General features: G+C 61.5%; 26 protein-coding genes and 2 rRNA genes. 13 read left to right on the top strand and 15 right to left on the bottom strand.

Going from position 1 to position 26702, the window contains the following annotated elements; all coding sequences use genetic code 11:
• The first annotated feature begins 133 nt into the window (after positions 1-133).
• The 9 genes from argS (at position 134) to Q0O99_RS07370 (ending at position 8842) form a co-directional block, all read left to right on the top strand.
• Entirely contained in the window at positions 134-1819 is a 1686-nt protein-coding gene (gene argS, locus Q0O99_RS07410) for an arginine--tRNA ligase (protein ID WP_293750009.1), read from the top strand.
• Positions 1820-1830: 11 nt separating this feature from the next.
• Entirely contained in the window at positions 1831-2463 is a 633-nt protein-coding gene (locus Q0O99_RS07405; RefSeq protein WP_293750007.1) for an SPOR domain-containing protein, read from the top strand.
• Positions 2464-2508: 45 nt separating this feature from the next.
• Positions 2509-3150 carry a thiol:disulfide interchange protein DsbA/DsbL gene (locus Q0O99_RS07400; protein WP_293750005.1) on the top strand — a complete coding sequence of 214 codons (642 nt, stop codon included), beginning with the start codon at positions 2509-2511 and terminating at the stop codon, positions 3148-3150.
• Positions 3151-3343: 193 nt separating this feature from the next.
• Positions 3344-3943 (top strand): lipopolysaccharide transport periplasmic protein LptA, encoded by a 600-nt coding sequence (lptA, locus tag Q0O99_RS07395; RefSeq protein ID WP_367185221.1) that lies wholly within the window; start codon positions 3344-3346, stop codon positions 3941-3943.
• A complete protein-coding gene (lptB, locus tag Q0O99_RS07390; protein WP_293750001.1) occupies positions 3940-4701 on the top strand; it encodes an LPS export ABC transporter ATP-binding protein in 762 nt (253 codons plus the stop codon). Before lptA ends, lptB begins: the two co-directional genes overlap by 4 nt.
• A 37-nt stretch (positions 4702-4738) precedes the next feature.
• Positions 4739-6280: an RNA polymerase factor sigma-54 gene (locus Q0O99_RS07385; protein WP_293749999.1), complete on the top strand. Its 1542-nt coding sequence runs from the start codon at positions 4739-4741 to the stop codon at positions 6278-6280.
• A 10-nt stretch (positions 6281-6290) separates the two neighbouring features.
• Positions 6291-7604, top strand: coding sequence for a THUMP domain-containing protein (locus tag Q0O99_RS07380; RefSeq protein ID WP_293749997.1), 1314 nt, complete (start codon positions 6291-6293; stop codon positions 7602-7604).
• Positions 7601-8041, top strand: a complete 441-nt coding sequence (locus Q0O99_RS07375; RefSeq protein ID WP_293749995.1) for a putative toxin-antitoxin system toxin component, PIN family — start codon at positions 7601-7603, stop codon at positions 8039-8041. The genes Q0O99_RS07380 and Q0O99_RS07375 overlap by 4 nt, the downstream gene beginning before the upstream one ends.
• 15 nt (positions 8042-8056) lie before the next feature.
• Entirely contained in the window at positions 8057-8842 is a 786-nt protein-coding gene (locus Q0O99_RS07370) for a UPF0149 family protein (RefSeq protein ID WP_293749993.1), read from the top strand.
• 205 nt (positions 8843-9047) lie between these two features.
• Here Q0O99_RS07370 and Q0O99_RS07365 read toward each other — a convergent pair whose 3' ends face one another.
• The 6 genes from Q0O99_RS07365 to Q0O99_RS07340 form a co-directional block, all read right to left on the bottom strand.
• A complete protein-coding gene (locus Q0O99_RS07365; RefSeq protein WP_293749991.1) occupies positions 9048-10019 on the bottom strand; it encodes an alpha/beta hydrolase in 972 nt (323 codons plus the stop codon).
• Positions 10019-11041 carry a tripartite tricarboxylate transporter substrate binding protein gene (locus tag Q0O99_RS07360; protein ID WP_293749990.1) on the bottom strand — a complete coding sequence of 341 codons (1023 nt, stop codon included), beginning with the start codon at positions 11039-11041 and terminating at the stop codon, positions 10019-10021. Before Q0O99_RS07360 ends, Q0O99_RS07365 begins: the two co-directional genes overlap by 1 nt.
• Before the next feature lie 85 nt (positions 11042-11126).
• Positions 11127-12665, bottom strand: coding sequence for a class I adenylate-forming enzyme family protein (locus Q0O99_RS07355; RefSeq protein WP_293749988.1), 1539 nt, complete (start codon positions 12663-12665; stop codon positions 11127-11129).
• Positions 12665-13909: an acyl-CoA dehydrogenase family protein gene (locus Q0O99_RS07350; RefSeq protein ID WP_293750135.1), complete on the bottom strand. Its 1245-nt coding sequence runs from the start codon at positions 13907-13909 to the stop codon at positions 12665-12667. The genes Q0O99_RS07355 and Q0O99_RS07350 overlap by 1 nt, the downstream gene beginning before the upstream one ends.
• Before the next feature lie 32 nt (positions 13910-13941).
• Positions 13942-14736, bottom strand: a complete 795-nt coding sequence (locus Q0O99_RS07345; protein ID WP_293749986.1) for an alpha/beta fold hydrolase — start codon at positions 14734-14736, stop codon at positions 13942-13944.
• A complete protein-coding gene (locus tag Q0O99_RS07340; RefSeq protein WP_293749984.1) occupies positions 14733-15818 on the bottom strand; it encodes a peptidase M29 in 1086 nt (361 codons plus the stop codon). Before Q0O99_RS07340 ends, Q0O99_RS07345 begins: the two co-directional genes overlap by 4 nt.
• A gap of 95 nt (positions 15819-15913) precedes the next feature.
• Between Q0O99_RS07340 and Q0O99_RS07335 the strand changes: the two genes are divergently transcribed.
• The 4 genes from Q0O99_RS07335 (at position 15914) to fos (ending at position 17917) form a co-directional block, all read left to right on the top strand.
• Positions 15914-16474, top strand: coding sequence for a flavin reductase family protein (locus tag Q0O99_RS07335; RefSeq protein WP_293749982.1), 561 nt, complete (start codon positions 15914-15916; stop codon positions 16472-16474).
• Entirely contained in the window at positions 16471-16926 is a 456-nt protein-coding gene (locus Q0O99_RS07330) for a MarR family winged helix-turn-helix transcriptional regulator (RefSeq protein ID WP_293749980.1), read from the top strand. Before Q0O99_RS07335 ends, Q0O99_RS07330 begins: the two co-directional genes overlap by 4 nt.
• 19 nt (positions 16927-16945) lie before the next feature.
• On the top strand, positions 16946-17239 hold the full coding sequence (locus Q0O99_RS07325; RefSeq protein WP_293749978.1) for a helix-turn-helix domain-containing protein: 294 nt from the start codon (positions 16946-16948) through the stop codon (positions 17237-17239).
• Between the two features lie 267 nt (positions 17240-17506).
• Entirely contained in the window at positions 17507-17917 is a 411-nt protein-coding gene (fos, locus tag Q0O99_RS07320) for a fosfomycin resistance glutathione transferase (protein WP_293750133.1), read from the top strand.
• Between the two features lie 109 nt (positions 17918-18026).
• Here fos and Q0O99_RS07315 read toward each other — a convergent pair whose 3' ends face one another.
• The 9 genes from Q0O99_RS07315 to Q0O99_RS07275 all read right to left on the bottom strand — a co-directional run.
• Positions 18027-18422, bottom strand: a complete 396-nt coding sequence (locus Q0O99_RS07315; protein ID WP_293749977.1) for a RidA family protein — start codon at positions 18420-18422, stop codon at positions 18027-18029.
• Between the two features lie 167 nt (positions 18423-18589).
• Positions 18590-20242, bottom strand: a complete 1653-nt coding sequence (locus Q0O99_RS07310; RefSeq protein WP_293750132.1) for an AMP-binding protein — start codon at positions 20240-20242, stop codon at positions 18590-18592.
• 176 nt (positions 20243-20418) lie between these two features.
• A complete protein-coding gene (locus Q0O99_RS07305) occupies positions 20419-21615 on the bottom strand; it encodes an acyl-CoA dehydrogenase family protein (protein WP_293749976.1) in 1197 nt (398 codons plus the stop codon).
• A 3-nt stretch (positions 21616-21618) separates the two neighbouring features.
• Complete coding sequence (locus tag Q0O99_RS07300) at positions 21619-22479, bottom strand: enoyl-CoA hydratase family protein (protein WP_293749974.1); 861 nt, start codon at positions 22477-22479, stop codon at positions 21619-21621.
• 37 nt (positions 22480-22516) lie between these two features.
• Positions 22517-23011 carry a MarR family winged helix-turn-helix transcriptional regulator gene (locus tag Q0O99_RS07295; RefSeq protein ID WP_293749972.1) on the bottom strand — a complete coding sequence of 165 codons (495 nt, stop codon included), beginning with the start codon at positions 23009-23011 and terminating at the stop codon, positions 22517-22519.
• Complete coding sequence (locus Q0O99_RS07290; protein WP_293749970.1) at positions 23008-23808, bottom strand: SDR family NAD(P)-dependent oxidoreductase; 801 nt, start codon at positions 23806-23808, stop codon at positions 23008-23010. The genes Q0O99_RS07295 and Q0O99_RS07290 overlap by 4 nt, the downstream gene beginning before the upstream one ends.
• Before the next feature lies 1 nt (position 23809).
• Positions 23810-26143, bottom strand: coding sequence for a bifunctional salicylyl-CoA 5-hydroxylase/oxidoreductase (locus tag Q0O99_RS07285; protein WP_293749968.1), 2334 nt, complete (start codon positions 26141-26143; stop codon positions 23810-23812).
• 201 nt (positions 26144-26344) lie between these two features.
• A 5S ribosomal RNA gene (gene rrf, locus Q0O99_RS07280) occupies positions 26345-26457 on the bottom strand.
• Between the two features lie 110 nt (positions 26458-26567).
• A 23S ribosomal RNA gene (locus tag Q0O99_RS07275) occupies positions 26568-26702 on the bottom strand; the annotation flags it as partial.

The following is a 26702-nucleotide window of genomic DNA, read 5'->3' as shown; positions in this document are numbered from 1 at the left end:
GTTCACAGATTAACGTGTCAAAGTGAACACTGGGCGACAGCATTTGTGACCAGCTGTAATTGCGGCACATAAAACCGCTCATGACGCCTGCCTGGCAGCGCTGACGCGTCCCTGCCCCGTAAAATCGCTCCCTATGCTTTCTGCCAAACAACATTTGCTCACGGCCCTGGCTGCCGAGCTTGAAAAACTCCAAACCGGTGCGGCTGCGCGCGCGGCCTTTGAATCGCCCAAAGTGGCCGCCCATGGCGACCTGGCCTGCACCGCCGCCATGCAACTGGCCAAGGCCCTCAAGCAAAACCCCCGGCAGCTGTCCGAAACCCTGCGCAGTGCCTTGCTGGCCACCCCCGCGTTCGAGCGCTGGGTGGACGCCATCGAGATCGCCGGGCCTGGCTTCATCAACATCCGACTCAAAGACACGGCCAAGCAGGCCGTGGTGCATGAAGTGTTGCAAGCGGCCGAGTGTTTTGGCGACCAAGCCGCCCAAGCCAACAAAGTGCTGGTCGAGTTCGTCTCGGCCAATCCGACAGGCCCCTTGCATGTGGGCCATGGCCGCCAAGCCGCCTTGGGCGACGCGATTTGCAATCTGCTGGCCACGCAAGGTCAGCAGGTGTACCGCGAGTTCTATTACAACGACGCGGGTGTGCAGATCGGCACTTTGGCCAACTCCACCCAGCTGCGTGTCAAGGGCTTCAAGCCAGGCGATGCCGAGTGGCCCGAGGCCGCCTACAACGGCGACTACATCCAGGACATCGCCAACGACTTTCTGGCGAAAAAAACCGTCAAGTCGGACGACCGCGAGTTCACCGGCAGCGGCGATGTGAATGACCTGGACGGCATGCGCCAGTTTGCCGTGGCCTATTTGCGCCGCGAGCAGGACCTGGACTTGAAGGCCTTTGACGTTAAGTTTGACAACTACTACCTGGAGTCGAGCCTGTACACCAGCGGCAAGGTCGATGCGGCCGTGCAAAAACTGCGCGAGGCGGGCAAGACCTACGAACAAGACGGCGCCCTGTGGCTCAAGTCGACCGACTACGGCGACGACAAAGACCGCGTCATGCGCAAGGGCGACGGCACTTACACCTACTTTGTGCCCGATGTGGCCTACCACATCGCCAAGTGGGAACGCGGCTTCACCCGCGTGGTCAACATCCAGGGCACCGACCACCACGGCACCATTGCCCGCGTGCGCGCCGGTTTGCAAGCGGCCCATGTCGGCATTCCCAAAGGCTATCCCGACTACGTACTGCACACCATGGTGCGCGTGATGCGCGGCGGCGAGGAGGTCAAGATCTCCAAGCGCGCGGGCAGCTACGTCACGCTGCGCGACCTGATCGAGTGGACCAGCACGGATGCGGTGCGTTTCTTCTTGCTGTCGCGCAAGCCCGATACCGAATACATCTTCGACATCGATTTGGCGCTGGCGCAAAACAACGACAACCCGGTTTACTACGTGCAGTATGCGCACGCACGCATCTGCTCGGTGCTGGCGGCTTGGAAAGAAAAAGACGGTGGCAACACCGCCTCTCTGGCCCAAGCCGACTTGTCGCCGCTGCAAAGCCCGCAGGCCTGCGCGCTCATGCTGGCCCTGGCCAAATACCCCGAGATGCTGACATCGGCTGCCACCGACTTTGCGCCGCACGATGTGACCTTCTATTTGCGCGACCTGGCCTCGCAGTACCACAGCTACTACGACGCCGAGCGCATTTTGGTGGACGACGAAGCGGTCAAACAAGCGCGGCTGGCCTTGGTCGCTGCCACCGCGCAGGTGCTGCGCAACGGCCTCAAAGTGCTGGGCGTGTCGGCCCCACAAAAAATGTAAAGGGACGGGTCATGCAACTTCACAGCCAACGCGGTGGTACTTTTTTGGGCTTCATCATCGGCCTGGTGCTGGGCCTGGGCGTGGCCTTGGCTGTGGCCATTTACGTGACCAAGGTGCCCACGCCTTTTTCCAACAAAAACCAGCCCCGCTCCAACGCCCAAGACGTGCAGGAAAGCGAAAAAAACAAGGACTGGAACCCCAACAATGTTTTGCAACCCAAAGCGCCAGCCGAACCGCCCGCGCCACCCGATGCCAGCGCTACAGCAACAACGCCCCAAACTGCCGACAAAACCACCGACAAAGCCCCTGCCACCCCCCGACCCGCCGTGACGGCCGACCCATTGGGCGATTTGGCCAAAGCCAAATCGGGACTGAACACGCCCGCAGCGCCCGCCGATGCCAGCGACCCGTTTGACTACGTGGTGCAGGTCGGCGCGTACCGCACGGGCGCTGACGCCGATGCCCAAAAAGCCAAGCTCGCGCTATTGGGGCTGGACGCCAAGGTTTCTGAGCGGGATCAAGCCGGACGTGTGGTTTACCGCGTACGCTTGGGGCCTTACAGTGACAAAAACCTCGCTGAACGCGTGCGCGCCCAGCTCGAAAGTAATGGCATCGACAACACCTTGGTTCGCATGCAACGCTGAACCACCCAATTTGCACCCCGGGGTGCACCGACTTCAGGAGTTCAAATGAAACGACGCCTTTTTTCAACCGCCATGCTGTCCGTCACCGCGTGGCTGGGCCACACCTCGGCCCGGGCCCAGCAAGCTTTTCGCTCGGGCAAGGACTACATCACCCTCGAGCGCCCCGTGGCGACCGAGGCGGGCAACGGCAAAATTGAAGTGCTGGAGTTCTTTTGGTACAGCTGCCCCCACTGCAATCAGTTTGAACCTGCTTTCGAGCAATGGGCCAAAAACGCCCCCAAAGACGTGGTGGTGCGCCGCGTGCCCGTGGCCTTCCGGGATGACTTTGTGCCACAGCAGCGTCTGTACTTCACGCTCGAAGCCATGAACCTGGTCGACAAAATGCACCTGCGCGTGTTCACCGCCATCCATGGTGAAAAGTTGATGCTCAATTCCGATGCGGCTGTGCTGGCCTGGGCTGACAAGCAAGGCATCGACAAAGCCAAGTTCGAGCAGACCTACAAGTCCTTTGGCGTGGCCACCAAGGCCAAGCGGGCCGTACAGCTGCAAAACGACTTCAAGATCGAAGGCGTGCCTTCGCTGGGCGTAGCGGGCCGCTTCTACATCGACGGGACCCTGGCAGGCAGCATGCCGCGTGCCCTGCAAGTGGCCGACGCGCTGATTGCACAGAGCCGCCAGAACCGCTGAGCCTCCAGGCTTCCCGCCCGGATGCCCACCGCGTCAAACACAGCCAAAGCCCGTCGCAGACACGCGCGGGCTTTTTTTGTGCCCGCCCTTTGATTTTTTGCCTGGTTGCGGGCGTGAGGCGGGGCGCTTGCACCTACAATGGACCGGATTACCAGCAAGATTCATGCCCCTCAAAACACCGTCATCACTTCGCTTGATCTTTTGGCACCTGTTGGCCCTGTGCGCCAGCTTGCTGGCCCTGCCCAGCCATGCTGAAAAAGCCGATCGCGATCAGCCCATGCAAATCGAAGCCGACAGCATGCGCCATGACCAGGCGCGTCAGTTGACCCAGTTCACCGGCAAGGTGCTGGCGACCAAGGGCACACTGGTCTTGCGCGCCGCCCGCATGGAGGTGCAGCAAGACGCCCAAGGCCAGCAGGTGGCACGTTTGTGGGCCGCCCCCTCCGAGCGGGTGTTTTTCAGGCAAAAGCGCGAAGGCGTGAACGAATTCACCGAGGGCGAGGCCGAACAGGTCACTTACGACAACCAGGCCGATGTCGTCACTCTGAACCAACGAGCCGAGGTGCGCATATTGCGTGGCAACCAGGTGGCCGACCAGCTCAATGGCCACACCATTGTGTTCAACAACACCACGGAAGTCATGACCGTCGACGGCCAGGCCACCAGCGGCCCCGGGCAACGCGTGCGCGCCATCCTGACGCCCCGAAACACCCCGCCTGCCCCCGCCTCTGCTGCACCCAACGCACCCGCCTTGCGCGTCAGCCCCGGCCCCGGCCCCTCGCAAAAACCATGAGCACTGCCGTTGCCTCCGACAGTCGCCTGCAAGCGCGCCACCTCAAAAAAGCTTACGGCAGCCGCAAGGTGGTGCACGACGTGTCGGTGCAGGTGGACAAAGGCGAGGTCGTAGGCTTGCTGGGCCCCAACGGCGCGGGCAAAACCACTTCTTTTTACATGATCGTGGGCCTGGTACGGGCCGATGGCGGACAGATCCTGATCGATGGCGAAGACGTCACCCGCATGCCCATCCACAAGCGCTCGCGCATGGGCTTGTCGTATTTGCCGCAAGAAGCGTCCATCTTCCGCAAGCTCTCGGTCGCCGACAACGTGCGCGCCATTTTGGAACTGCAGACCGACGCACAAGGCCGCGCCCTGAGCAGTGCCGACGTGGAAAAACGCCTGGGCGAACTGTTGGCTGATTTGCGCGTAGACCACCTGCGCGAATCCCCCGCCGTGGCCCTTTCTGGCGGTGAACGCCGCCGCGTGGAAATTGCAAGGGCGCTGGCCACCGATCCGCGATTCATCTTGCTGGACGAGCCCTTTGCCGGCATTGACCCGATCGCCGTGATCGAGATCCAACGCATCATCGCCTTCCTCAAGCAACGCGGCATTGGCGTGCTGATCACCGACCACAACGTGCGCGAAACACTGGGCATTTGCGACCACGCTTACATCATCAGCGAAGGCCGCGTGCTGGCCCAAGGCACGCCCGACGAGATCGTGGCCAATGCCGATGTGCGCCGGGTGTACCTGGGCGAACACTTCCGAATGTGATGAAGGCAACACGCATCCACACCATGAAAGTGCTGCCATGAGACCCGGTCTGTCGCTGCGCATGTCCCAGCACCTGGCGCTCACGCCCCAGTTGCAACAATCGATCCGCCTGCTGCAACTGTCCACGCTGGAGCTGTCGCAAGAGGTCGACCAGATGCTGGACGACAACCCCTTTTTGGAACGCGCTGAAGAAGAAGCGCCCGCCGAGGCCTTTGGCCTTGACCAGGCCGACACCCATGTCAGCCTGGGCGACCGGGTGAGCGAAAGCGCCAGCACCTCCAGCAGCAGCGACGACAGCCCCAGCGAAACCCGCGACGAAGCCGTGGCTGACGTGGCCGAAAGTTGGGACGGCGACGGGAGCGTGGACATGCGCCCCGACGACAGCGAGTGGGGCGGCGACGCCACACCGCGCCAAAATAACGGCGAAGAAACCGCCGACGCCATCGATCTGGCCCGCAGCAGTGGTTCGCTCACCGACTTTTTGCACCGACAAGCTTTGTCGCTGCGCCTGTCCGAGATCGACCGCGCGGCGCTGCGCTTTCTGATCGAATCACTCAACGACGATGGCTACCTGACCGACACCCTGCCCGAGCTGGCTGCTGGTCTTGCTGGCAGCGATGACTTTGAACAACTCGACGAACTGGTGCACCGCTTCACCGTGGCGCTGGGCTTGTTGCAATCGCTCGAACCCGTGGGTGTGGGCGCACGCGACCTGGCCGAGTGCCTGCGCATCCAGGTCAAGGCCTGGCTGCAGGACGACGCGGATGACGACGTTGCCCAAGCGGCGCTGGCCATTTGCACCCAACCCCTGGAAATGCTGGCCAAACGTGACTTCAAACGCCTGTCGGTGTCGTGCGGCTTGAGCGAAGCCGTGGTCAAAGCCGCCATGGCGTTCATTGCGCGGCTCGAACCCAAACCCGGCCGCCCCTTTGTTCAGGCCGAGCAAAACATCGTCATCCCCGATGTGCTGGTGGTGAACACCAGCAAGACGGCGACACCCAAGTTCCGCATCCAGCTCAACCCCGATGTGATGCCGAAGCTGCGCGTGCACGACATCTATGCCAACGCCCTGCGCGGTGGCAAGGGCGACAACCACGCGGGTTTGCAACAACGCCTGCAAGAAGCGCGCTGGTTCATCAAGAACATACAGCAGCGCTTTGACACCATCTTGCGCGTGTCCACCGCCATCGTGGAGCGGCAGAAAAACTTTCTGACGCACGGCGCGCTGGCCATGCGCCCTTTGGTGCTGCGCGAGATTGCCGACGAGCTGGGCATGCACGAGTCCACCATCAGCCGCGTGACCACGGCCAAATACATGTCCACACCGCAAGGCACCTTTGAGCTGAAGTATTTCTTTGGTTCGGGCCTGGGCACCGACAGTGGCAGCGCCGCATCCAGCACGGCGGTGCGCGCGCTGATCAAGCAATTTGTGGCCGCTGAAAAGCCCGCCAAACCGCTGTCTGACAACCAGATTTCCGAGATGCTGAAAGAGCAAGGCATCGACTGCGCCCGCCGCACGGTGGCCAAGTACCGCGAAGCCCTGAAGATCGCGCCTGCAAACCTGCGCAAAACCCTTTGAGAGTAGTTGAGTGAATTCATTGAACCTGTTCATGCCCTGCGCCGCAGGCGTTGAAGGCTTTTTGGCCGACGAGGTGCACGCCATCACGGGGCTCACAGGCCAAGACCTGATGACGGGTCGCGGTGGCGTGATGGCCCGCGCCTCGTGGCGCGATGCGATGCGCATCAACCTGCACAGCCGCCTGACCCAGCGCGTGCTGGTGCAGCTGTCGGTCACCGACTACCGCAACGAAAACGACCTGTACAACGCCGCCAGCGAGGTGGCCTGGGAAATCTGGTTCACCTCCAAGCAGACCTTCAAGATCGACATCACCGCCCAGCACAGCCCGCTGACCAGCCTGAACTTTGCGGCCCTCAAAATCAAAGACGCGGTGGCCGACCGTTTCCGCGCCAAACGCGGTGAGCGCCCGAGCGTGGACACCACCTGGCCCGACGTGCGCATCTACGCCCACGTCACGCCCGAAACCCTCACGCTGTACATTGACACCTCGGGCGAGCCCCTGTTCAAACGCGGCTGGCGCACCGACAAGGGCGATGCACCACTCAAAGAAACATTGGCTGCAGCCATGATCGCGGCCAGCGGCTGGGATGACACGATGCCCCTGTATGACCCTTGCTGCGGCAGCGGCACCCTCCCGATTGAAGCGGCGCAAATCGCCTGCGGCATCGCGCCTGGTTTGCAGCGGCGCTTTGGTTTTGAAAAATTGCTGCCCTTTCAGAACCACGTCTGGCAAGGCCTGGTCGAAGAAGCCCGTGACCTGGAGCACGAACCCACTGCGCCCGTATTTGGCAGCGATGTGGCGTTTCGAATGGTGGACTTTTCAGAGCGCAACGCCGAACGCGCGGGAGTGTCCGGTGTGATCGAGTTCCGGGGTGGCGACGCTCTGCAGCGCATGCCGCCCAGCGAGACACCCGGCGTGATGCTGCTCAACCCGCCTTATGGCGAGCGCATTGCAGCAGCAGGTGTGGCGGGCCGTGGGCGTGACAGCTTCCAGCCCGGGGCGCTGGCCGACGCACGTTCAAGCGCACGCGCAGCCGATCAAAGCCACCACCGCGAAACTGCGCAGACCGACGACGGTGGTGACTTCTTTGCCCAGCTGGCCAGCCACTGGAAGAAAAACTACAGCGGCTGGAGCGCCTGGATGCTCACGCCCGACCTGAAGCTGCCCAGCAAAATGCGCCTGAAAGAATCGCGCCGCGTGCCCATGTGGAACGGCCCCATCGAATGCCGCTTGTTCCGTTTTGACATGGTCAAGGGCAGCTTGAAGCGCAATGCCACCCCCAGCGCCGACACACCGGGGGCTGCCGAAACGCCTGGGCCATGAGTACAGCCGCAGATGCGCAAGACCCGGTGCGGCGCGTGCTGGACACCAACATCGTGCTCGACCTGTGGGTGTTTGACGAACCCAAGGCAACGGCCCTGCGCCTGAGCCTAGAGACCGGGAGCACGCTGTGGCTCGCCACCGCCGCCATGCGCGAAGAGCTGGCCCGCGTGCTGGCCTACCCGCAAATCGTCAAGCGCTTGACCACTCGCGCCCTGCCCGCCGATACCGTACTGGCGCACTTTGACCAACACGCACAACTGCACCCGGATGCCCCCAAAGCACAATACGCCTGCAAAGACGCCGACGACCAGAAATTCATCGACCTGGCCGTTGCCCACAGCGTCGCCCTGCACAGCAAAGACGCCCAAGTGCTGTGCATGAAAAAGCGCCTGGAGCGCTGCGGCGTGGCGCTGAACCCAGTCACTACCCCCGCCTGACCACAGGAACACCCCATGAACACGACTGCTGGCTTGGAAGCCGAAGACTTTGACACCCTGGACAACATCCTGGACGACCTGCGCGAGCGCTTTGAAGAAACGCCGCAGTGGGAATTTTGTGAAGGCTTCATGGCCGCGCTGGTGTGCTGCCGCCGCGCCATTCCCGGCAGCGAATGGCTGCCCATGCTGCTTGGCGTGGACGACGGCGACACCCCCGATCAAGAAAGCGGAAGCTTTGCGGACGACGCCCAGCGCCAGCAATTCATGGCCTTGTGGCAGCGCCGCTTTAACGAAATCAAACTGGCCCTGGACACCCCGGTGGAAGCGCTGGACGACGACAAGGCTTACGCACCCGAAGTGATGGACGTGCGCGGGGCCATCGCCTCGCTGCCCCCCGAGGAGCGCGAAGAAATCGAAGACAGCGAAATCCCCTCGTTTGCCCAAGTGTGGGCGCTGGGCTTCATGTTCGCAGTCGAAAACTGGCCCGAAGAATGGGCCACGCCCAAGGACAAGGAAGCCGCCAAGTGGCAGGACCTGTCGCTCGAAGCCATCGTGGCCCTGACCGAAGACGACGACGCGGTGCCCACCTTGTCAGCCCTGTCCGAAGACGGCCCACCCAGCGTGAGCGAAGAGCGTCTGAACGCCTATGGCGAAGCGCTGTGGGCGGTGTACGACCTGCGCGAAATTTGGCGCAACATCGGACCGCGTGTGGCGCAGGTCATCAAAGAAGCCACGCCCGGGCGCAACGATGTGTGCTCATGCGGCAGCGGGAAAAAGTACAAGAAGTGTTGCGGGGCTTGAGGCCGCCGCCGATCACCGCCCATCTCGCACGGGGTGCGCTCCTTCAAAGAGATCAGGCAACGCTGAACCACCTGCGTTGTCGGTTTTTGTAGGTCGGTGCTTTCAGGTCCGACATGGCGCGTGGTGCACCGACGCCGTTTGCAATGTCGCTTCGCGAATGGATGACCGTCGGACCGTAAAGGCCCGACCTGCGAAAATATCCTCCTCACACCATCCACTTAGCCAACGCGTCGCTGGTCTCTTGGGGCAATTCTTCGGGGATGAAGTGGCCTGAAGGCATGACCTGGCCGCTGACTTGCCCCGCGCATTGCGCCTGCCACAACTCAACAGGTTTGAACATGCGGTTGACTACGCCGCGATCGCCCCACAAGACCATCGTGTCACAGCTGATTTTTGCGCCTCGCTCGCGGCTTTCGCGGTCGTGTTGCAGGTCGATGCCTGCGCTAGCGCGATAGTCTTCGGCCGCGCTGTGGATGGCAGCGGACCAGCCCTTGTCGTTGAGCGCCGGGTTGCAAAAGGCGCGCTCGTACTCGGCCAAAGCTTCGGCTTCAATGTAGGCCAAACCCTGACTGCCCCAGCCGCCGAGCTTGGCGTGCAAATAGGCTTTCGGGTTGCCGCCGATCATGAACTCGGGCAGTGGCGCGGGTTGCGTCAGGTGGAACCAGTGGTAGTAGGCCTGCGCAAACGCAAAGTACGGATCAGCCACTGGGCCTGACACATCGGGTGTTTTGCCCCAAAGACCGCCGTACATGTCGAAGGTCGGCGCGATGTCGATGACGCACAACTTCTTAACGCGCCGGGCATGGTCCAGAGCCAAACGGTGCGCCACGCGCCCGCCCCGGTCGTGACCACACAAAAAGAAGTCGCCCACGCCCAAGGCATCGAGCAAGCCCACCACCTCTTGCGCCATGGCGCGTTTGCTGTAGTGCAGGTGCTGCGCGTCGCCCACAGCATGCGACGAATCACCGTAACCCCGCAGGTCGGGCATCACAAGCCGATAACGGCCGCGCAAGCTTTGCGCGACACGGTGCCACATGACATGGGTTTGCGGAAAGCCGTGCAGCAACACCAGCACCGGCAGGTGAGCTTGCGCCGCCCAATTGGCCGAGCGGCTGAAGCAAACGGGCAAGCCCGCTACGGTGAGCGTTTGCCGCTCAAAGCCCTCAAACCAGGCCATCAGTCCACCTTGGCGCCCGATGCTTTGACGACATCGGCCCACTTCTTGTGCTCGCGATCAATGTGCTCGGCAAATTGCGCGGGCGTGTTGCCGCTGGGGATCGCACCCAGCGTCGCCAAGCGCTCTTTCATGGCGGGGCTCGCCAACGATTTGGCAACCTCTTGCTGGATACGGCTGACCACATCGGCAGGCGTCCCGGCAGGGGCCAACAAACCAAACCAACTGCTGGCCTCAAACCCTTTGAGCCCGGCAGCCTCTTCCACCGTCGGCAGTTCGGGCATGGCCGCAGAGCGCTGGCTACTGGTCACGGCCAGGGCTTTGAGCTTGCCCCCTTTGATCAAAGGAATGGCAGAGGGCAGGTTGTCAAACATCACGTCCATGTTGCCGCCCGACAGATCCAGCAGCGCTGGGGCAGAACCCCGGTAAGGAATGTGCGCCATGAAAGTACCGGTCTGGGACTTGAACAACTCACCGGCCAAATGGATGGAGGTGCCATTGCCGCTGGAGGCCATGTTCAGCTTGCCCGGGTTGGCTTTGGCGTACTTGATGAAGTCGTTCACGGTGTTGATCTTGTTGGCCGCCGCTTTTTCGGCGTTGACCACCATGACGTTGGGCACGCCTGCAACCAAGGTGATGGGCGCGAAGTCTTTGAAGGGGTCATAGGGCAGCTTGGCGTACAGCGCGCGGTTGATGCCGTGTGTGCCCACGGTGCCCATGAGCAGGGTGTAGCCGTCACCGGCTGACTTGGCCACTTGTTCAGCCCCCAGATTGCCACCTGCACCGCCTTTGTTTTCGATGACGAAGGATTGGCCAAAGGCTTTGCTCAAGTCTGGGGCGATGGCACGGGCTAGGATGTCGGTGGTGCCGCCGGGCGCGAAGGGGACGACGATCTTGACGGGCTTGGTGGGCCAGGCGGTTTGCGCCCAGGCGGCAGACGTGGTCGACAAAAGAACAGCGGCAGCCAACCCTAAGACAGGGCGGCGGGTGAGTGAACGTGAAAGTTTGCGGGTGATTTGACTCATGCGTATCTCCTTGTTTTGATGAATCAAATGATGATGCCACGCAGGCCCGCAAACCCTGTCGCACAAGCGAAGAAAGAAGGCGTTTTTAAGGGTTTGTCCCGGTCAAAAGGGCCTGCAAGACGGGCTTTTGCACCTTGCCCAAAGCGCTTTTGGGCAAGGTGCCCATGAACACCACGCGGCGCGGCAACTTGAAGCGGGCAATGCGCGACTGCAGGTGCGCCAGCACGGCTTCGACGCTCAATGCTTGACCTGTGGCGTCGGGGCTGCGCACCAGCACCACCACCGGCACTTCGCCCCAGCGGGCATCGGCCACACCGACCACCGCGCTTTCAGCCACGCCGGACAAGGTGACCAGCTGGTTTTCGATTTCGGCCGGGTAAATGTTTTCACCGCCCGAGATGATCATGTCTTTGCTGCGGCCCACGATGGTGATGCAGCCGTCTTCGGCGCGCTGCCCCAAGTCGCCGGAATGGAACCAGCCGTCTTGCAGGCCCGCGTTGAGTTCACCGTCGGAACGCCAGTAGCCTTGCATCAGGTTGGCGGCGCGGATGCAGACTTCGCCCGTTTCACCGGGACCGACCTCCTTCCCTTGGCCGTCGATGAGTTTGACCTGCGCTTGCGGGTGCGGCCAACCCGATGCGCCCACGCGGGCCATGGCCTCGGGCAGACGCAGCACGATGGACACAGGGCCGGTTTCGGTGGTGCCATAGACCTGGCCGACTGGCACGCCACGTTCGTGCAGCGTTTCGAGGTAAGCCACAGGCACGGTGGACGAGCCGGTCATGATGCCGCGCAGACAGGCCAGCGACGTACCCGCCCAACGCGGGTGTTCAAACAGGGCGCGCATGGTGGCGGGCACCAGCAGCGACAGCGAGGGCCGGCTGGTGGTCATCTCGTCCAGCCACGCGTTCGGATCAAAGCGCGGGTGCAGCACCACCTGAACCCCGGCCAACAGCGCGGGCAAGGTCTGAATGCACAGGCCACCCACATGGAACATGGGCAGCGTGGACAGCACCTTGTCGCCTTCTACAAAGTCGTGCGCCCATGCGCTGGCACGGGCATTGGCCAGCAGCGCCGCTTGCGTGTGCACCGCACCCTTGGGCACACCCGTGGTGCCCGAGGTGTAGACCAGCAGCAGCGGCATGTCACTGTGAACGTCAGGCAATGGCAGGTCGCGTGGCGAGGCAGTGGCGATTAACGTGTCGTGGTGGGTGTGTTGCAGACGCATGGCGTGCAGCGCCTGCGCCGTGTCGGCATGGTGGCTGTCGTGCACCAGCAGACGCGGCTGCGCGTCCAGCATGACCTGCTGCAACTCGGGCACTGCCAATCGGAAATTCAGCGGCAAAAACACCGCACCCAAACGTGCACAAGCCACCAGCGTGACCAGCTGCAGCTCGTGGTTAAAGCCCAGCCAGGCCACGCGGTCACCGGGTTGTACGCCCCAGTTGGATTGCAGGTGCGCGGTGACGCGTGCCACGCGACGCCAAAACTTGGCGAAGTCGTATTCAAAGCTCTGATCAGGCTTGCGCTCGTCGCCCCTGAAGGTCATGGCGGGCTGCGTGCCGCGCTCGTGCGCGAGCTGCGCAAAGCGCGCCGCGATCTGGCTGGTTTCTTCTGCCCCCATCACTCGTCTTTTTCGCCGGGTTCGTACAGGGCTTCGCGGCCAATGCGGTCCATGCACAGCTCGGCGGTCCAGGGCAGCATGAGCGAGCCGCAGCGCGCATCGCGGTACAGGCGCTCGAGCGACAGGCTTTTGAGCATGGACTGGCCACCACAGGTGCGGATGGCCAAACGGGCGATGTCTTGTGCGTTTTCCATGATGGTGTATTGCGCGGCGTAGGCCCGCAGACGGGTGGACTTGGCCGGGTCGACCTTGGCGTCTTCAATCGCGCGCAAGAACAGGTTGCGGGTTTGCTCGAGCTTGATGAACATCTCGGCCAAGGCGATCTGCTTGGTCGCGAACTGGCGGCGCTTGACGGGGCCGGTACCCGGAATCTCGCCACGCAGATAAGCCACAGTGAAGTCGTACGCTGCTTGCGCGATGCCCATGTAGGTGGGCGAGAGCGTCATGAACATGTGCGGCCAGCGGCTGGCCGCCTGAAAGTACAGGCCCTGCGGCATGAGCGCCGCGTCGTCGGGCACGAACACGTCTTTGAAAATCAGATTGCGTGACACGGTGGCGCGCATGCCCAGCGGGTCCCAATCGCCTTCGATGGTCAAACCCGGCGAGGTGCGCGGGATGGCCAAGTACAAGGTGTCGCGACGCGACAGGTCAGCGCCTTCTTTCTTCTCGGTGCACAACACGCCAAAGTAATCGGCAGCATCTGACAGGGATGCGAAGATCTTTTTGCCGTTGATCTTCCAGCCGCCATCGACCTTGACCGCAAGGGTGCCAAAGGGTTGTGCCCCTGATGCCGCAGCACCGCCTTCCGAAAAAGGCTGCGCGTAAATCGCGCCGTCTTTCACCACGCGGGCAAAGTGCGTGGCCTGGTGCTGGCGGTGGGTGGCGCGTTGCTCGGGCGTCATCTCCAGGTCTTCCGACAGCAAGCCGCTCCAGAGCGTGGTGCAGACATGCATGTTGAAAGTGAGCGCCGTGGCACCGCAGTAGCGCCCGATTTCGGCCGACACCATGGCATAGGTGGCGTAGTCGGCACCTTGGCCGCCGTGTGCCTCGGGCACGCACAGCGCCAGCAAGCCGGAGTCGCGCATGTCGTCGTAGTTGGCAAACGGGAACTGCGCGTCGCGGTCGAGTTGCGCGGCGCGGGGCGCGAACTTCTCGCGGCCCAGTTGCCGGGCCAGCGCCATCAGCTTTTGCTGTTTTTCGGTCAGGGGGTAATCGTCGCCACAAATCGGCATGGTGTTCGGCATGACGGGTTGCTGGGAGTTGGCTTGCACGTCGCTCATGGTTGCAGGTCCTTCAAAAATTTTTCAAGTTCGGCGTTGAAAGCCTCGGCCTGTTCGTACTGCAGCAAATGGCCCGCGCCCGCCAGACAGGCGTAGCGCGCACCAGGGATCTTTTGCGCCATAAGTGCCATCACGGTGGGCGGCGCAGTGCGGTCGTACTCTGCGGCCAGGCACAGCACCGGCACGGTGATGGTGGGCAAGGCGGCGCGTTGCTCGAACTGCACCAGCGCATGCAAGGCGGCGCGGTAGGTGTCGGGCGGGACGGCAGACATGCTTTGGTGCGCCAGCACCAGCGCAGGCTTCATGGCAGGGTCAGTGCTGCCGGGAGCGACCATCGACGGAATCAAACGGTCGGCGATGTCGCCCATGGTTTTTCCTGCTTCCAGCGGGGCCAGGCGCTGTGCCAAAAACTGCTTTTGAAAATCCCCGTCGGTGTGGCCAAAAGCCGGGCTGCTGGCGGCCAGCAGCATGGCGCGTATCCGCTCGGGCGCTTGCGTCCAGGCCTGAAGCGCGACCATCGCGCCCATGCTGTGGCCCACCAACACCGCTTGGTGAATGTGCTCAGCGTCCAGCATTTGCCAGAGGGCTTGCACCAAATGCGCGAAGTCATAGGGGGTGACCCTGGCGCTGTCACCGTAGCCGGGCATGTCCCAGGCCAGGCTGCGCCAACCCATTTGGGCCACATGCGCTTGCTGCGGCGCCCATCCGTGTCGGCCACCGCCCACGCCATGCAAAAACACCACGGCAGGCTGTGTGGGCAAGCCCACGTCGGTGAATGCAGGCTCGCTCATGCCAGCGCCGCGCTCACGACCTGACCGGCATCGACCACCACGGTGTCGTCCAGCCGAATGGTGCAGCCGCGCAGGGGCAAGTCGAAATGCCCCAGCGTGTGGCGGCCTGCCACCTCGTTGGCCCCGGTCGAATACAAAAAGTTCCCCGCAAAGGCCCGCAGCTCGGTGCCGTTGCAGTCGCGCTTGTCGTAGAAAGCCATCGCGTCCCAGCGTGCGGCCGGGTTCAGGCCAAAGCCCACATGCGAGACGGCGTAGCAAGCGCGGTGACCCTCAAAGTCTTCCCACGCCTTGTAATAGCCGCGCATCATGTCCACATCCACGCCCTGCCCGTCGATGGCGACCACGCTGTCGTTTTCGATGGTCAAGCGGATCGTGTCGCGCAGGTATTGCTTGAAGGTCAGGTTCACATCACCGGGGGCCATGACCAGCGTGCCGTTGACGCTGCCCGCAACCGGGAACGCCAGCGCCAAGCCCGCAGGCCAGTGGGACACCATGCCGGGCTTAGGGCAAAAGCCCCACACACCGCCGACCACGGCTTGTTTGTCGCCATGTTTCAGGTGCACGCGCAGGTCGGTGCCTGCCGCAGACGTCACATGCATCTGCTGCGCAGCGCGGAGCTTTTTCATGGCCGAGCGCACCACGCCTTCGAGCGCCGGATCGGGCACGGTGCGTTCCAAAATTTCGGGGTGCTCGTTGGACACCATGAGCAGGCGCGGCATGTGCCCGTCCACGCCCTTCATGATGGTGGGCAGCTCGGGGGCGTGCAGCAGGCCCTCGACGGTGCAGTCCACCACCATGTCGGCGCGGGCCAGCGCGGCCACCACCGGGCCCAGCTGACCAATGGCGTCGCTGGCGCCGGTGGAGCGCACCGGCGCGGGTGCGGTCAGCGGGGGCGTGGTCAAAGTGACCTCGAACACACGGGCCCCCATGGCCTCCAGCGCCAGGCGGGCCAAGTCCACGTTCACCCGGCGTGATTGGGTTTCGGCCAAAATCGCGACCACTTCGCCTGGCTGCACCTTGCACAGCGTGAAGGTGCGGTTAAACGCCGCGAGCCACTTGTTTTCGATTCGTTCCACCAGCATGCTTGTCTCCTTAGCCTGCAGCGCTGAACGGCTCACCTGCAGGCATGAGTGATCAGTTTATATGAAAATTCATGCAATTCAACTATGATCAACCCATGCACCCAACCCTTCCATCCCACATCCAAGCGCTGAGCCCAGACTTTGAAACGCCGCATTTCAAGCAAGCCCTGTCGCGCTTTGCCACGGGAGTGACCGTCATCACCACCTTCTCAAAGGGTGCACACAAGGGCGATTCAGCCAGCCACAACTTTGTGGGCATCACCGCCAGTTCATTCAACTCGGTGTCGCTCACGCCGCCGTTGGTGCTGTGGAGCCTGGGGCAAGGCGCCAGCAGCGCACCACTGTTCCATGCGGGCACGCATTACGTGGTGAACGTGCTGGCCGCGGATCAGCTGGATGTGTGCAACCGTTTTGCCTTCGGCAAGGGCGACCGCTTTGCCGATACCGCTTTCACGCTGGGCGAGTCGGGCTTGCCCATTTTGGATGGGGCACTGGCCTGGTTCGAATGCCACAACCGCAGCCGACACGAAGAAGGCGACCATGTGATTTTTGTGGGCGAGGTGGAGCGCTGCGGTTTCAGCGATGGCACGGCACCGCTGGTCTACCAAGGCGGGCAGTTCAGTTCAACGGCATCTCTGCACAAACCGCTGCCATGACCCCCGAGCCTGGCTTTGTCGACGACTACCTCGCCTACCTGCTGGCGCGCGCCAGCCATTTGATTTCGAGCGAATTCCACGCCGTGGTGGAAGCCAGCGGCCTGAGTCTTTTGGAATGGCGCGTCATGGCCAGCTTGTCGGGCAAAGACAGCTTGAGCATCAATGAACTCGCCAGCATCGTGCTGGCCAAACAACCCACCGTGACCAAACTGGTGGGTCGCATGCAAGACGCCGGGTGGGTCAAGCGTTGCGACGCCGCACACGACAAACGGCAAAGCCTGGTCAGCCTCACGGCCACAGGTCGGCGCAAAGTACAGCCCCTGCTGAAGCAAGCCAAAGCGCACGAGGCGCAGGTGGTGTCTGCTTTGGGTTCGGACCCGGCGCATCAACTCAAACTGATGTTGGAGAGCTTGATTGCGGCGCATAGCAGTGCTGGCGAAAATGTGGTTTGAATCGTAAAAGGGTACACACATGACCAATGCATTCATGAGCATCCAACAAGGCCTGACGGAAGCCATTGCGCATGCCAAGACCAAAGACACAAAAACCACTAGCGTCAAGCTGTACCAGCCTCATGCCGTCAATGTGCTGGACCTGCGACAGCGACTGAGCCTGACACAAGAACAGTTTGCTGCTCACTTTGGTTTTTCAGTCGCCACACTGCGGCATTGGGAGCGTGGCGACCGCTCCCCCAGCGGTGCATCGCTGGTATTGCTCAACGTGATTGATCGCAATCCAACAGCGGTGTTGCAAGCGTTGCAATGAAAATCCGCCCCATTCTTCAGCAAATCGACGGTGCAAAACCAAGCACCTTCCCGCCCCAAGTTGGCGGGCCGTATTCAAGACTTTTCAGCTTTAGGTTTAATGAACCATCGATTAACGATCTCTGTGGTGAGTGATTAGGGTTAAGACTCAAAGGCTGTTTTGCATCGAAAGCGGACAGTCAGAAATCAGGCTGCTAAGGGCACCGTGGAACACGGGGAGTGTTCCTGTAGGATTGATTGAACACAACACCCAGTAAGGATGTCCACAGTGCTATCTGGCTTGAACCACCTAACCCTTGCAGTGCAGTCGTTAGAACTGAGCATTCCTTTTTACCGAGAGTTGCTAGGGTTTCGCCTAAGAGCAACATGGAACAAAGGGGCATACCTTGAGCTTGGCGACTTATGGCTGTGCCTGTCGCTAGACGACAAAAGACTGACGGAACCTTCGGCTGACTACACCCATTACGCTTTCTCCGCCTCAGCTGAGAAGTTCGCTACCTTCGTTGCCAAGCTTATCCAAGCAGGCGTTGTCGAATGGAAGAGCAACAGCAGCGAAGGAGATTCCTTTTACTTTCTCGACCCTGATGGTCACAAGCTTGAAATACACGTTGGTAGTTTGGCATCTCGCTTAAAGCAATGCCGCGAGCATCCATATGCAGGAATGGAATTTCTCGACTGACAGTATTGGGCCAGTTTGATGATTCCAGCCACTTTAGTTCAACGTCTGTTACAACCTAAATGCCGATTAATCTAGGCTTTCTGCAGCTTCTCACCATGGCTTTTTTTGTTCACTCCGGCACCACCGCCGTGACTTCGATCTCAACTAGCGCCCGGTCTTCCACCAGATCGGCCACTTGCACCAGCGTCATAGCGGGGTAGTTTTTGCCGATGACTTCCTGGTAGACCTTGCCCAGCTCTCTGCCGCGTGCCAGGTATTCCTTCTTGTCTTTGACGTACCAGGTCATGCGGGCCATGTGCTGTGGGCCTGCGCCTGCGCACGCAAGTGTGTCGACGATGTTTTGCAGGGCCTGGCGGCACTGGGCCACAAAGTCGTCGGTCTCGAATTGGGACTGGCCGTTCCAGCCGATCATGCCCGCGATGAACACCATGCGGCCACGCGCTTCGATGCCGTTGGCATAGCCTTTGGCGGGTGCCCAGCCTTCGGGTTGCAAGACGTTGAACATGTTGATTCCTTTATGGATTTTGGTGTGGATGGAGAACAACTGGCCATCTAATATGGATTGCCGCGCTTCGCTCGCAATGACGGATTGGGTGACAGGTTGCCGCGCTTGGCTCGCCATGCTCTCTGAAATCCTCAGGCCATGACGTTCACACAGGTCTGCCATGACGGTCAGCGTATTTGACGCAGCTTGAAGCGCTGCAGTTTGCCGGTTTCGGTGCGCGGCAGCACGTCCATGAACACCACTTTGCGCGGGTACTTGAACGGGGCGATGGTTTTTTTGACGTGCTCTTGCAAGGCTTTTTCCATGGCCGCATCGCCTGTGTGGCCGGGCTTGAGCACAACATAGGCCTGCACGATGTGGCCACGTTCTTCGTCGGGCATGCCGACCACGCCGCACTCGGCCACGGCCGGGTGTTGCAGCAAAGCGCCTTCGACCTCGGGGCCGGCGATGTTGTAGCCGGCCGAGATGATCATGTCGTCGTTGCGGGCCTGGTAGCTGAAGTAGCCGTCGGCGTCCATGACAAAGGTGTCGCCGGGCAGGTTCCAGCCGTTTTTCACATAGTCCTGTTGGCGCGGGTCGGCCAGGTATTTGCAGCCCGTGGGGCCACGCACCGCCAAACGCCCCACCACACCGGGCGGCACGGGCTGCATGTCGTCGTCCACGATTTGCGCCACATAGCCGGGCACTACCTGGCCGATGCTGCCCGCACGCACCTGCTGGCCCGCGCTGGAGATGTAGATGTGGATCACCTCGGTGCCGCCAATGCCGTCGGTCATCTCGATGCCGGTGGCCTGCTTCCACAACTGGCGGGTGGCGTCGGGCAAGGCCTCGCCTGCTGACACCGGGTGCTTGAGGCTGCTCAGGTCGTACTGGCCCGCCATCGTCGCCATTTGGCGGTACAGGGTGGGCGCGGTGTAGCACTGCGTGGCGCGGTACTTGGCCACGGTCTGCAGCAAGGTCTCTGGCGTGTGCTTTTCGAGCAGCACGGTGCTGGCGCCATAGCGCAGCGGAAACGCCAGCAAACCGCCCAGACCAAAGGTGAAGGCAATCGGCGGCGTACCGCAGACCACGTCGTTTTCGGTCATGCGCAGGATGTGGCGCGGAAACAGGTCGCACATGGCCAGCACATCGCGGTGAAAGTGCATGGTGCCCTTGGGCTTGCCCGTGGTGCCACTGGTGAAGGCAATCAGACACACGTCGTCGCGGTTGGTGGCGTGTGGCGTGTAAGCATCGCTGTGCCGCTGCATGCGCTGCTCCAGGCCATCGGCAGCTTCGCTGCGGAACATCACACTCTGTTTCAGGCAAGGCACATGGCTGGCGTGGCCGGGTGTCATGCAGTGCTGCAGTTCATCGGCCAACAAGCTGTCGCACAGCGCGGCGCTGACCTGCGCTTTATCGATGATTTGCGCCAACTCGCCCGCACGCAGCAGCGGCATGGTCGGCACCGCCACCAAACCGGCCTTGAGCGCGCCGAGCAAGCAAGCGGCCATCATGGGGCTGTTGCCGCCGCGCAGCAAAATTCTGTTACCGGGCACGAGGCCCATGTCTTGCGTCAACACCTGCGCGATGCGCTTGCTTTTGTCTTGCAGCTGGGCATAGGTCCAGCTGAAGTCACCCCCGCCCGCATTGAAGTCGCTCACGCCGTGCAGCGCGATGCGGTCGCCACGGCCACCCTGCACATGCCGGTCCACCAGTTCCACCGCGCAGTTGATTTGGTCGGGGTAGTTGAGCTCAGGCAGGTCGGCCATGAACACGGGCAGCTGGTCTTTGGGCGGCAGCCGGTCACGCGAAAAGGTATCGGTGTGGCTGCTGGGCAGCAGTTCGTTCCAGTCCTTCATGTTCTTGTCTCCTTTTTTTGTTGCTTCTGTGCAGCGCTTGCCGCACCACGCTGTCGAGGGGCCCCGGGGGCGGGGGCCGATTTCTGCGTACCCCCGCAGCATGAGGCTCCCGCCCCCGGGGCTCTTCGGCAGCTCACCCGAGCAGACGCAACGAAGCATCAGCCTTTCAACAAATCCTTGCCAATGATCAGCTGCTGCACTTCGGTCGCGCCCTCGTAAATGCGCAGCGCCCGGATCTCGCGGTACAGCGACTCCACCATCACGCCTTTTTTGACGCCCATGCCGCCGTGCATCTGCACCGCCATGTCGATGATCTGTTGCGCGTTTTCGGTGGCGGTCATCTTGGCCATGGCGGCTTCGCGGGTGATGCGTGCGCCTTGGTCGCGCAGCCATGCGGCACGGTAGGTCAAGAGCGTGGCGGCATCCAGCATGGTGGCCATCTGCGCGATCTTGACCTGCGTGATTTGAAAGTCGCCCAAGCTTTGGCCAAACATCTTGCGAGAACGCGCCCAGGCGATGGACTCGTGCAGCGCACGCCGCCCAAAACCCAAAGCGGCAGCCGCCACCGACGTGCGGAACACGTCGAGCGTGGCCATGGCCACCTTGAAGCCTTGGCCTGCCTCGCCAATGCGCTGGCTGGCGGCTATCTTGCAGTGGTCAAACTTGAGCGTGGCCAGCGGGTGCGGCGCGATGACGTCGATGCGTTCATCAATCGTCAAGCCGGGCGTGTCGGCGTCCACGATGAAAGCGGTGATGCCACGCGCCCCGGGCGCTTCGCCCGTGCGGGCGAACACCACATAAAAGTCGGCAATGCCGCCGTTGCTGATCCAGGTCTTGCGGCCATTGAGCACATAGCCTTCTGCCGTGGCGGTGGCGCTGCACTGCATGGCGGCCACGTCAGAACCGGCCTCGGGCTCACTGAGCGCAAAGGCCGACAAGGCCTGGCCTGAAGCCACGCGGGGCAGATAGCATTGCTTTTGGTCAGGCGAGCCCATGAGGCTGATGGCCCCAGTGCCCAGACCCTGCATGGCAAAAGCAAAGTCCGACAAACCGTTGTGATAAGCCAGCGTCTCGCGCAGCAGGCACAGCTGACGCGTGTCGATGACGTCGGATGCTGCGCCATAGGCCGTGCCGGAGACTGCATGCTTGAGCCAACCGCCTGCGCCCAGAAGGCGCACCAGGCGGATGCATTCAGCGTCGACCGCGTCACGGCTTTCGTCATGGTTAGCGTGAGCCAGGTGCTCGTTGCACCAAGCGTCCAGCCTCACTTTGAAGTCGCGGTGGCTGTCGTCAAAGAAAGGCCAGTCGAGTTCGGCGGGGTGCTGTGTTGGCTGTTGTGATGGGTTGTTGGTCATGGCTCAGTCGCCTTCGAATATGGGCGTTTGCTTGGCCACAAAGGCGTGGTACGCACGGTGGAAGTCGTTGGTGGCCATGCAGATGGCCTGCGCTTGGGCTTCGGCCTCGATGGCTTCGTCCACGCCCATGTTCCATTCTTGTTGCAGCATTTTTTTGGTGATGCCGTTGGCAAAGGTGGGGCCCGCCACCAGCTGGGCGGCGATGGCCTGCGCATCGGCCAGCACGCTGTCGGCCTCGCACACCCGGTTGTAAAAACCCCAGCGCTCGGCTTCCAGCGCGCCCAAACCGCGCCCGGTGAACAGCAGTTCGCTCGCACGGCCCTGGCCGATGATGCGCGGCAACAAGGCGCACGCGCCCATGTCGCAACCGGCCAGGCCCACCTTGTTGAACAGGAAATAAGTTTTGCTGCGCTCGGTGCCGTAGCGCAGGTCAGACGCCATGGCCAAAATCGCCCCGGCCCCGGCGCACACGCCGTCAATGGCGGCAATGATGGGTTGCGGGCAGGCGCGCATGGCCTTGACCAAATCGCCCGTCATGCGGGTGAAGGCCAGCAGGCCCGGCATGTCGAGCTTTGTGAGCGGGCCGATGATTTCGTGCACATCGCCACCGGAGCAAAAGTTGCCCCCCGCCCCGGTGATGACCACCGCGTGGATGTCGGGTGCGTAGGGCAATGCGCGGAAGAAGTCGCGCAGTTCGGCATACGAGTCGAAGGACAGCGGGTTCTTGCGTTCGGGGCGGTTCAGGCTGACTGTGGCCACACCGTCTTTGACGGACAACAAGAAGTGCTCGGGCTGGTAACCCGCCATGGGCTGGTTGTGACGGGGCAGCTGGTGGGGCTGGCCGGGCAGGTAGCGTGGGCTCATTTGTTCTCCTAAGGTCTTGCCGGGTGGTGTGATGGATCTATTGGGCAGAGTTGGCTGGGTTGGCTTGGCCGGTTTTCAGTGTGGCCAGCAATTGGAACAATTGCTCTTGCTGTGGCGTTGCCAAGGGTGACAGCAAACCGACGACCCAGCTTTCGTGAGCGATGGCCATCGCTGAGAAAGCCTCACGACCTGCTGGCGTCAGGTGCACGGCATACGCACGTCGGTCCCCTGGCTGGGGTTGTCGCTGCACGAGCTGTTCCTTTTCCAACTGATCGACGATGCTGGTGACATTGCCACCGGTGACCATCATGCGTCGCGACAGCTCCCCCATCGACAGGCCTTTGGGCTCACGTTCGAGTTGGGCCATGAGGTCAAAGCGTGGCAGCGTGATGCCAAACTGCTCGCGCAGTCGATGCCGGATCGTGTCTTCGATGCGGGTGGTGGCCGAGAGTAAGCGCAACCACAGGCGCAACGAGGCATGGTGATCGGCGTGGGCTCGCACCTCCATGTCCGTGTCAGGTCTTGCACTCATCCCGCCAACTCCCCACCGTCAATGGCAATGGCCTGACCGTTGATCGCGTCGCTGCCCGCCGCACACAACCACAACACGCTTTGGGCGACTTCATTCGGCTGCACCAGGCGTTGCTGCGGGTTGCCTGCGGCCAGGGCCTGGCGCGCTTGCGCTTCGGTCTTGCCTGTTTTAGTCACGATGTTTAGTACGGCTTCATGCACGATGTCGGTCTCGGTGTAGCCTGGGCAAATGGCGTTCACGGTCACGCCCTTGCGCGCCAACTCCAGCGCCAGGGCCTTGGTGAGGCCCACCACGCCGTGCTTGGCCGCCACATAGGCGCTCACATAGGCGTAGCCTTTGAGGCCCGCGGTGCTGGCGATGTTGACGATGCGCCCGGGTGTCCCCAATTGGGCGGCTTCGAGCATGCCCGGCAACACCGCCTGGATGCAGTGGTAAGCGCCCGTAAGGTTGACATTCAGCATCTGCTGCCACATCGCAGCATCGGTCTTGGCAAAGGGCTGGCTGCTCGCCTGGCCTGCGTTGTTGACCAGGATGTTCACAGGGCCAAAGCGAGCGTGGGCTAGTTGAACTGCGGCTTGCACGGCGTGTGCATCGGCCACATCCATGGGCGCAATCAACACGGTCACATCGGGCACTTGTTCGCGCAGCGCTTCGACCTGGGCTTGCAAGGTGCCCTGCGAGCGACCGCAGAGCGTGAGTCGGCAGCCCGCCTGGGCCAACTGCAGCGCGATGGCTGCGCCGATGCCTGCGCCTGCACCGGTGATGAGGGCGTGACGGTCATCCAGTTTTTGGGCCACCTCAGTCCCCTTTGGTCGCTGTCTGAAGGGCGCGCTCGCGGGCAAAGCCCGCTTCGAGCTGGGGCTTGCCCGACTCGTAGGCGCGGGGCCAGGCGATGTCTTTGTAACCAATGCGCGCCGCTTCGGTCAAAGTCCATGCCGGGTTGGCCAAGTGCGGACGGGCCACGGCGCAAAGGTCGGCGCGGCCTGCGGCCAGGATGCTGTTGACATGGTCGGCTTCAGAGATCGCGCCGACTGCCATGGTGGCGATTCCAGCTTCTTGTCGGATTCGGTCGGCGAAGGGGGTTTGGTACATACGCCCGTAGGTGGGCCTTTGCTGGGCACTCACTTGGCCGGAAGAGCAGTCGATCATGTCGACGCCTGCAGCCTTGAAGGCGCGCGCGATCTCGACTGCATCGGCGGGCGTGATGCCGCCCTCGACCCAGTCGTGCGCCGAGATGCGCACCGACATGGGCAAGTGTGCAGGCCAAGCGGCGCGCACGGCGGTGAACACCTCCAGTGGATAACGCAGACGGTTTTCAAGCGTTCCGCCGTAATCGTCGGTGCGCTTGTTGGTAAGCGGGCTGATGAAGCTCGACAACAAATAACCGTGTGCGCAGTGCAGTTCGAGCCAGTCAAAACCGGCTTGGTTTGCACGCTGGGTGCTGCCCACGAACTCGGCAGTAACGCGGTCCATGTCTGCACGGTTCATGGCGCGGGGGACGTCGCCGTCAGGCAAATAGGCTTGGGCGGACGCCGCCAGCAAAGGCCAGCTCCCTTCGGGGTCATCGGCAGGCACAGGCTGGTCCATGCCTCGGCCTTGCCATGGACGGCAGCTCGAACCCTTGGGGCCGGCGTGGCCGATTTGCAGACCAATTTTGGCGTCTGATTTGGTATGCACCCAGTGGGTGATGCGTTTGAAATCTTCTGTCTGTGCATCGTTCCACAGGCCTGGACAGCCGTGGGTGATGCGGCCATCGGCGCTGGGCGCGGTCATCTCGACCATGACCAAGCCCGCGCCGCCCATGGCGCGTGCGCCCAGGTGAACCAGGTGATCATCTCCCGCTCGGCCGTCCACTGCCATGTATTGGGCCATGGGCGAAACCACGACTCTGTTTTTAAGCGTGACCGAACGCTGGGTATAGGGCGTGAACATCGGCGGCCTGATGCCTGGCGTGGCGGTGCGCCCCGCAAACCAGGCCTCGTAGCCCTCCAGCCATTCTTTGTCACGCAGGCGCAAATTCTCGTGGCTGATGCGTTGGCTGCGGGTCAACATCGAGTACATGAACTGTTCGGGTTCGAGCTGGTCACAATAACGCTCGCCACAGACCTCAAACCACTCCATGGCATTCCATGCGGCGTTTTGCAGGCGAATCACATCGATCTCGCGCACGGCTTGGTAGTGCTGCAGCACCTCGGGGATACGGTCGGGTGTGTCGCCCAAGGCTTTGAACTGTCGCACCAACTCGATGGCATCTTCGAGCGCAAGTTTGGTGCCCGAGCCGATGGCAAAGTGTGCGGTGTGCACAGCATCGCCCATCAGAACCACATGGCTGTTGCCGTTGAACGTGGACCAGTTGGTGCACTTGACGCGCTGGAAGTTCAGCCAAGCTGAGCCGCGCAGGTGACGGGCGTTGGTCATCAACCTTTCGCCCTGCAAGTTCTTGGCAAAGAGCTTTTCGCAGAAAGCGATCGACGCTTCTTGGTCTGCTTTGTCCAGGCCGTGCGCCAGCCAGACGTGCTCGGGGCACTCAACGATGAAGGTCGATGTTTGATTGTCAAATTTGTAGACGTGCGCTTGGAACCAGCCGTGCACAGTCTTCTCGAATAAAAAGGTGAAAGCGTCGTATTGGCGATTGGTACCCAACCAAATGAAACGGTTGGGACGGGTCACGATATCGGGCTTGAAAATCTCGGGTAACCTGCTGCGAACCCGAGAGTTGACGCCGTCACTGGCGATGATCAGGTCTGCATCAGGGAAGTCCAGGTCCGACTCCACATCCTGCTCAAACTGGAGCTTGACGCCCAATTCCTCACAACGTTCTTGCAGGATGTTGAGCAGTTTCTTGCGGCCGATGCCCACAAAGCCGTGGCCTCCCGAGCGAATCACGCGGTCCTTGAAATGCAGCTCGATGTCGTCCCAATGGTTGAAAGCTTGCTGCACCTCATTGGCGGTCTCGATGTCCCACTGACGCATGTTTTCCAGCGTCTGATCTGAAAACACCACGCCCCAGCCAAAGGTGTCGTAGGGTTTGTTGCGCTCGACCACTGTGATGTCATGGTGAGCGCCGAGTTTTTTCATCAGCAACGCAAAATAAAGCCCCGATGGCCCGCCGCCAATTGATACGATTTTCATGTCCACTCACTTTGCTTGAAGAGCACAGGACTTAAATTTAGACCCATACATTTGAAGTCTCAAGTATTTAAGCAAAATGACATCAAGTCAATCGGGTAATCACCCTCGCAAGAAAAAATGTTTTTTAATTACGCCGATGCAAAGGCTGGCGAACAAAGCAAAACGCCCCACCAGTCGGTGGGGCGTTTCGGGCTTTTAGAAGCCTGACGATGTCCTACTTTCACACGGGAATCCGCACTATCATCGGCGCTGAAGCGTTTCACTGTCCTGTTCGGGATGGGAAGGAGTGGGACCACTTCGCTATGGTCATCAGGCATAACTTTTTGTTTACACACAAAAAATGTGCAAACGAATCTATAGAGCGAATCAGCTTATTTTGAATGCGCCTTGGCATAAACACCTTGACACTTTGTATCAAAGTTATAGGGTCAAGCCGCACGAGCAATTAGTATCAGTTAGCTTAACGCATTACTGCGCTTCCACACCTGACCTATCAACGTCCTGGTCTTGAACGACTCTTTAGGGGGCTCAAGGCCCCGGCAGATCTCATCTTGAAACG

This window comes from Limnohabitans sp. Rim8, from assembly GCF_945901735.1.
Classification (GTDB): Bacteria; Pseudomonadota; Gammaproteobacteria; order Burkholderiales; family Burkholderiaceae_C; genus Limnohabitans_A.
This window is presented reverse-complemented; position numbering and strand designations above follow the sequence as displayed.

What these genes read in the sequence shown, in the direction of transcription:
- argS (WP_293750009.1), top strand. Translation starts at nt 134, where the DNA reads ATGCTTTCTGCCAAACAACATTTGCTCACGGCCCTGGCTGCCGAGCTT.
- Q0O99_RS07405 (WP_293750007.1), top strand. Translation starts at nt 1,831, where the DNA reads ATGCAACTTCACAGCCAACGCGGTGGTACTTTTTTGGGCTTCATCATC.
- Q0O99_RS07400 (WP_293750005.1), top strand. Translation starts at nt 2,509, where the DNA reads ATGAAACGACGCCTTTTTTCAACCGCCATGCTGTCCGTCACCGCGTGG.
- lptB (WP_293750001.1), top strand. Translation starts at nt 3,940, where the DNA reads ATGAGCACTGCCGTTGCCTCCGACAGTCGCCTGCAAGCGCGCCACCTC.
- Q0O99_RS07385 (WP_293749999.1), top strand. Translation starts at nt 4,739, where the DNA reads ATGAGACCCGGTCTGTCGCTGCGCATGTCCCAGCACCTGGCGCTCACG.
- Q0O99_RS07375 (WP_293749995.1), top strand. Translation starts at nt 7,601, where the DNA reads ATGAGTACAGCCGCAGATGCGCAAGACCCGGTGCGGCGCGTGCTGGAC.
- Q0O99_RS07370 (WP_293749993.1), top strand. Translation starts at nt 8,057, where the DNA reads ATGAACACGACTGCTGGCTTGGAAGCCGAAGACTTTGACACCCTGGAC.
- Q0O99_RS07365 (WP_293749991.1), bottom strand. Translation starts at nt 10,019, where the DNA reads ATGGCCTGGTTTGAGGGCTTTGAGCGGCAAACGCTCACCGTAGCGGGC.
- Q0O99_RS07360 (WP_293749990.1), bottom strand. Translation starts at nt 11,041, where the DNA reads ATGAGTCAAATCACCCGCAAACTTTCACGTTCACTCACCCGCCGCCCT.
- Q0O99_RS07355 (WP_293749988.1), bottom strand. Translation starts at nt 12,665, where the DNA reads ATGGGGGCAGAAGAAACCAGCCAGATCGCGGCGCGCTTTGCGCAGCTC.
- Q0O99_RS07350 (WP_293750135.1), bottom strand. Translation starts at nt 13,909, where the DNA reads ATGCCGAACACCATGCCGATTTGTGGCGACGATTACCCCCTGACCGAA.
- Q0O99_RS07345 (WP_293749986.1), bottom strand. Translation starts at nt 14,736, where the DNA reads ATGAGCGAGCCTGCATTCACCGACGTGGGCTTGCCCACACAGCCTGCC.
- Q0O99_RS07340 (WP_293749984.1), bottom strand. Translation starts at nt 15,818, where the DNA reads ATGCTGGTGGAACGAATCGAAAACAAGTGGCTCGCGGCGTTTAACCGC.
- Q0O99_RS07335 (WP_293749982.1), top strand. Translation starts at nt 15,914, where the DNA reads ATGCACCCAACCCTTCCATCCCACATCCAAGCGCTGAGCCCAGACTTT.
- Q0O99_RS07330 (WP_293749980.1), top strand. Translation starts at nt 16,471, where the DNA reads ATGACCCCCGAGCCTGGCTTTGTCGACGACTACCTCGCCTACCTGCTG.
- Q0O99_RS07325 (WP_293749978.1), top strand. Translation starts at nt 16,946, where the DNA reads ATGACCAATGCATTCATGAGCATCCAACAAGGCCTGACGGAAGCCATT.
- Q0O99_RS07315 (WP_293749977.1), bottom strand. Translation starts at nt 18,422, where the DNA reads ATGTTCAACGTCTTGCAACCCGAAGGCTGGGCACCCGCCAAAGGCTAT.
- Q0O99_RS07305 (WP_293749976.1), bottom strand. Translation starts at nt 21,615, where the DNA reads ATGACCAACAACCCATCACAACAGCCAACACAGCACCCCGCCGAACTC.
- Q0O99_RS07300 (WP_293749974.1), bottom strand. Translation starts at nt 22,479, where the DNA reads ATGAGCCCACGCTACCTGCCCGGCCAGCCCCACCAGCTGCCCCGTCAC.
- Q0O99_RS07295 (WP_293749972.1), bottom strand. Translation starts at nt 23,011, where the DNA reads ATGAGTGCAAGACCTGACACGGACATGGAGGTGCGAGCCCACGCCGAT.
- Q0O99_RS07285 (WP_293749968.1), bottom strand. Translation starts at nt 26,143, where the DNA reads ATGAAAATCGTATCAATTGGCGGCGGGCCATCGGGGCTTTATTTTGCG.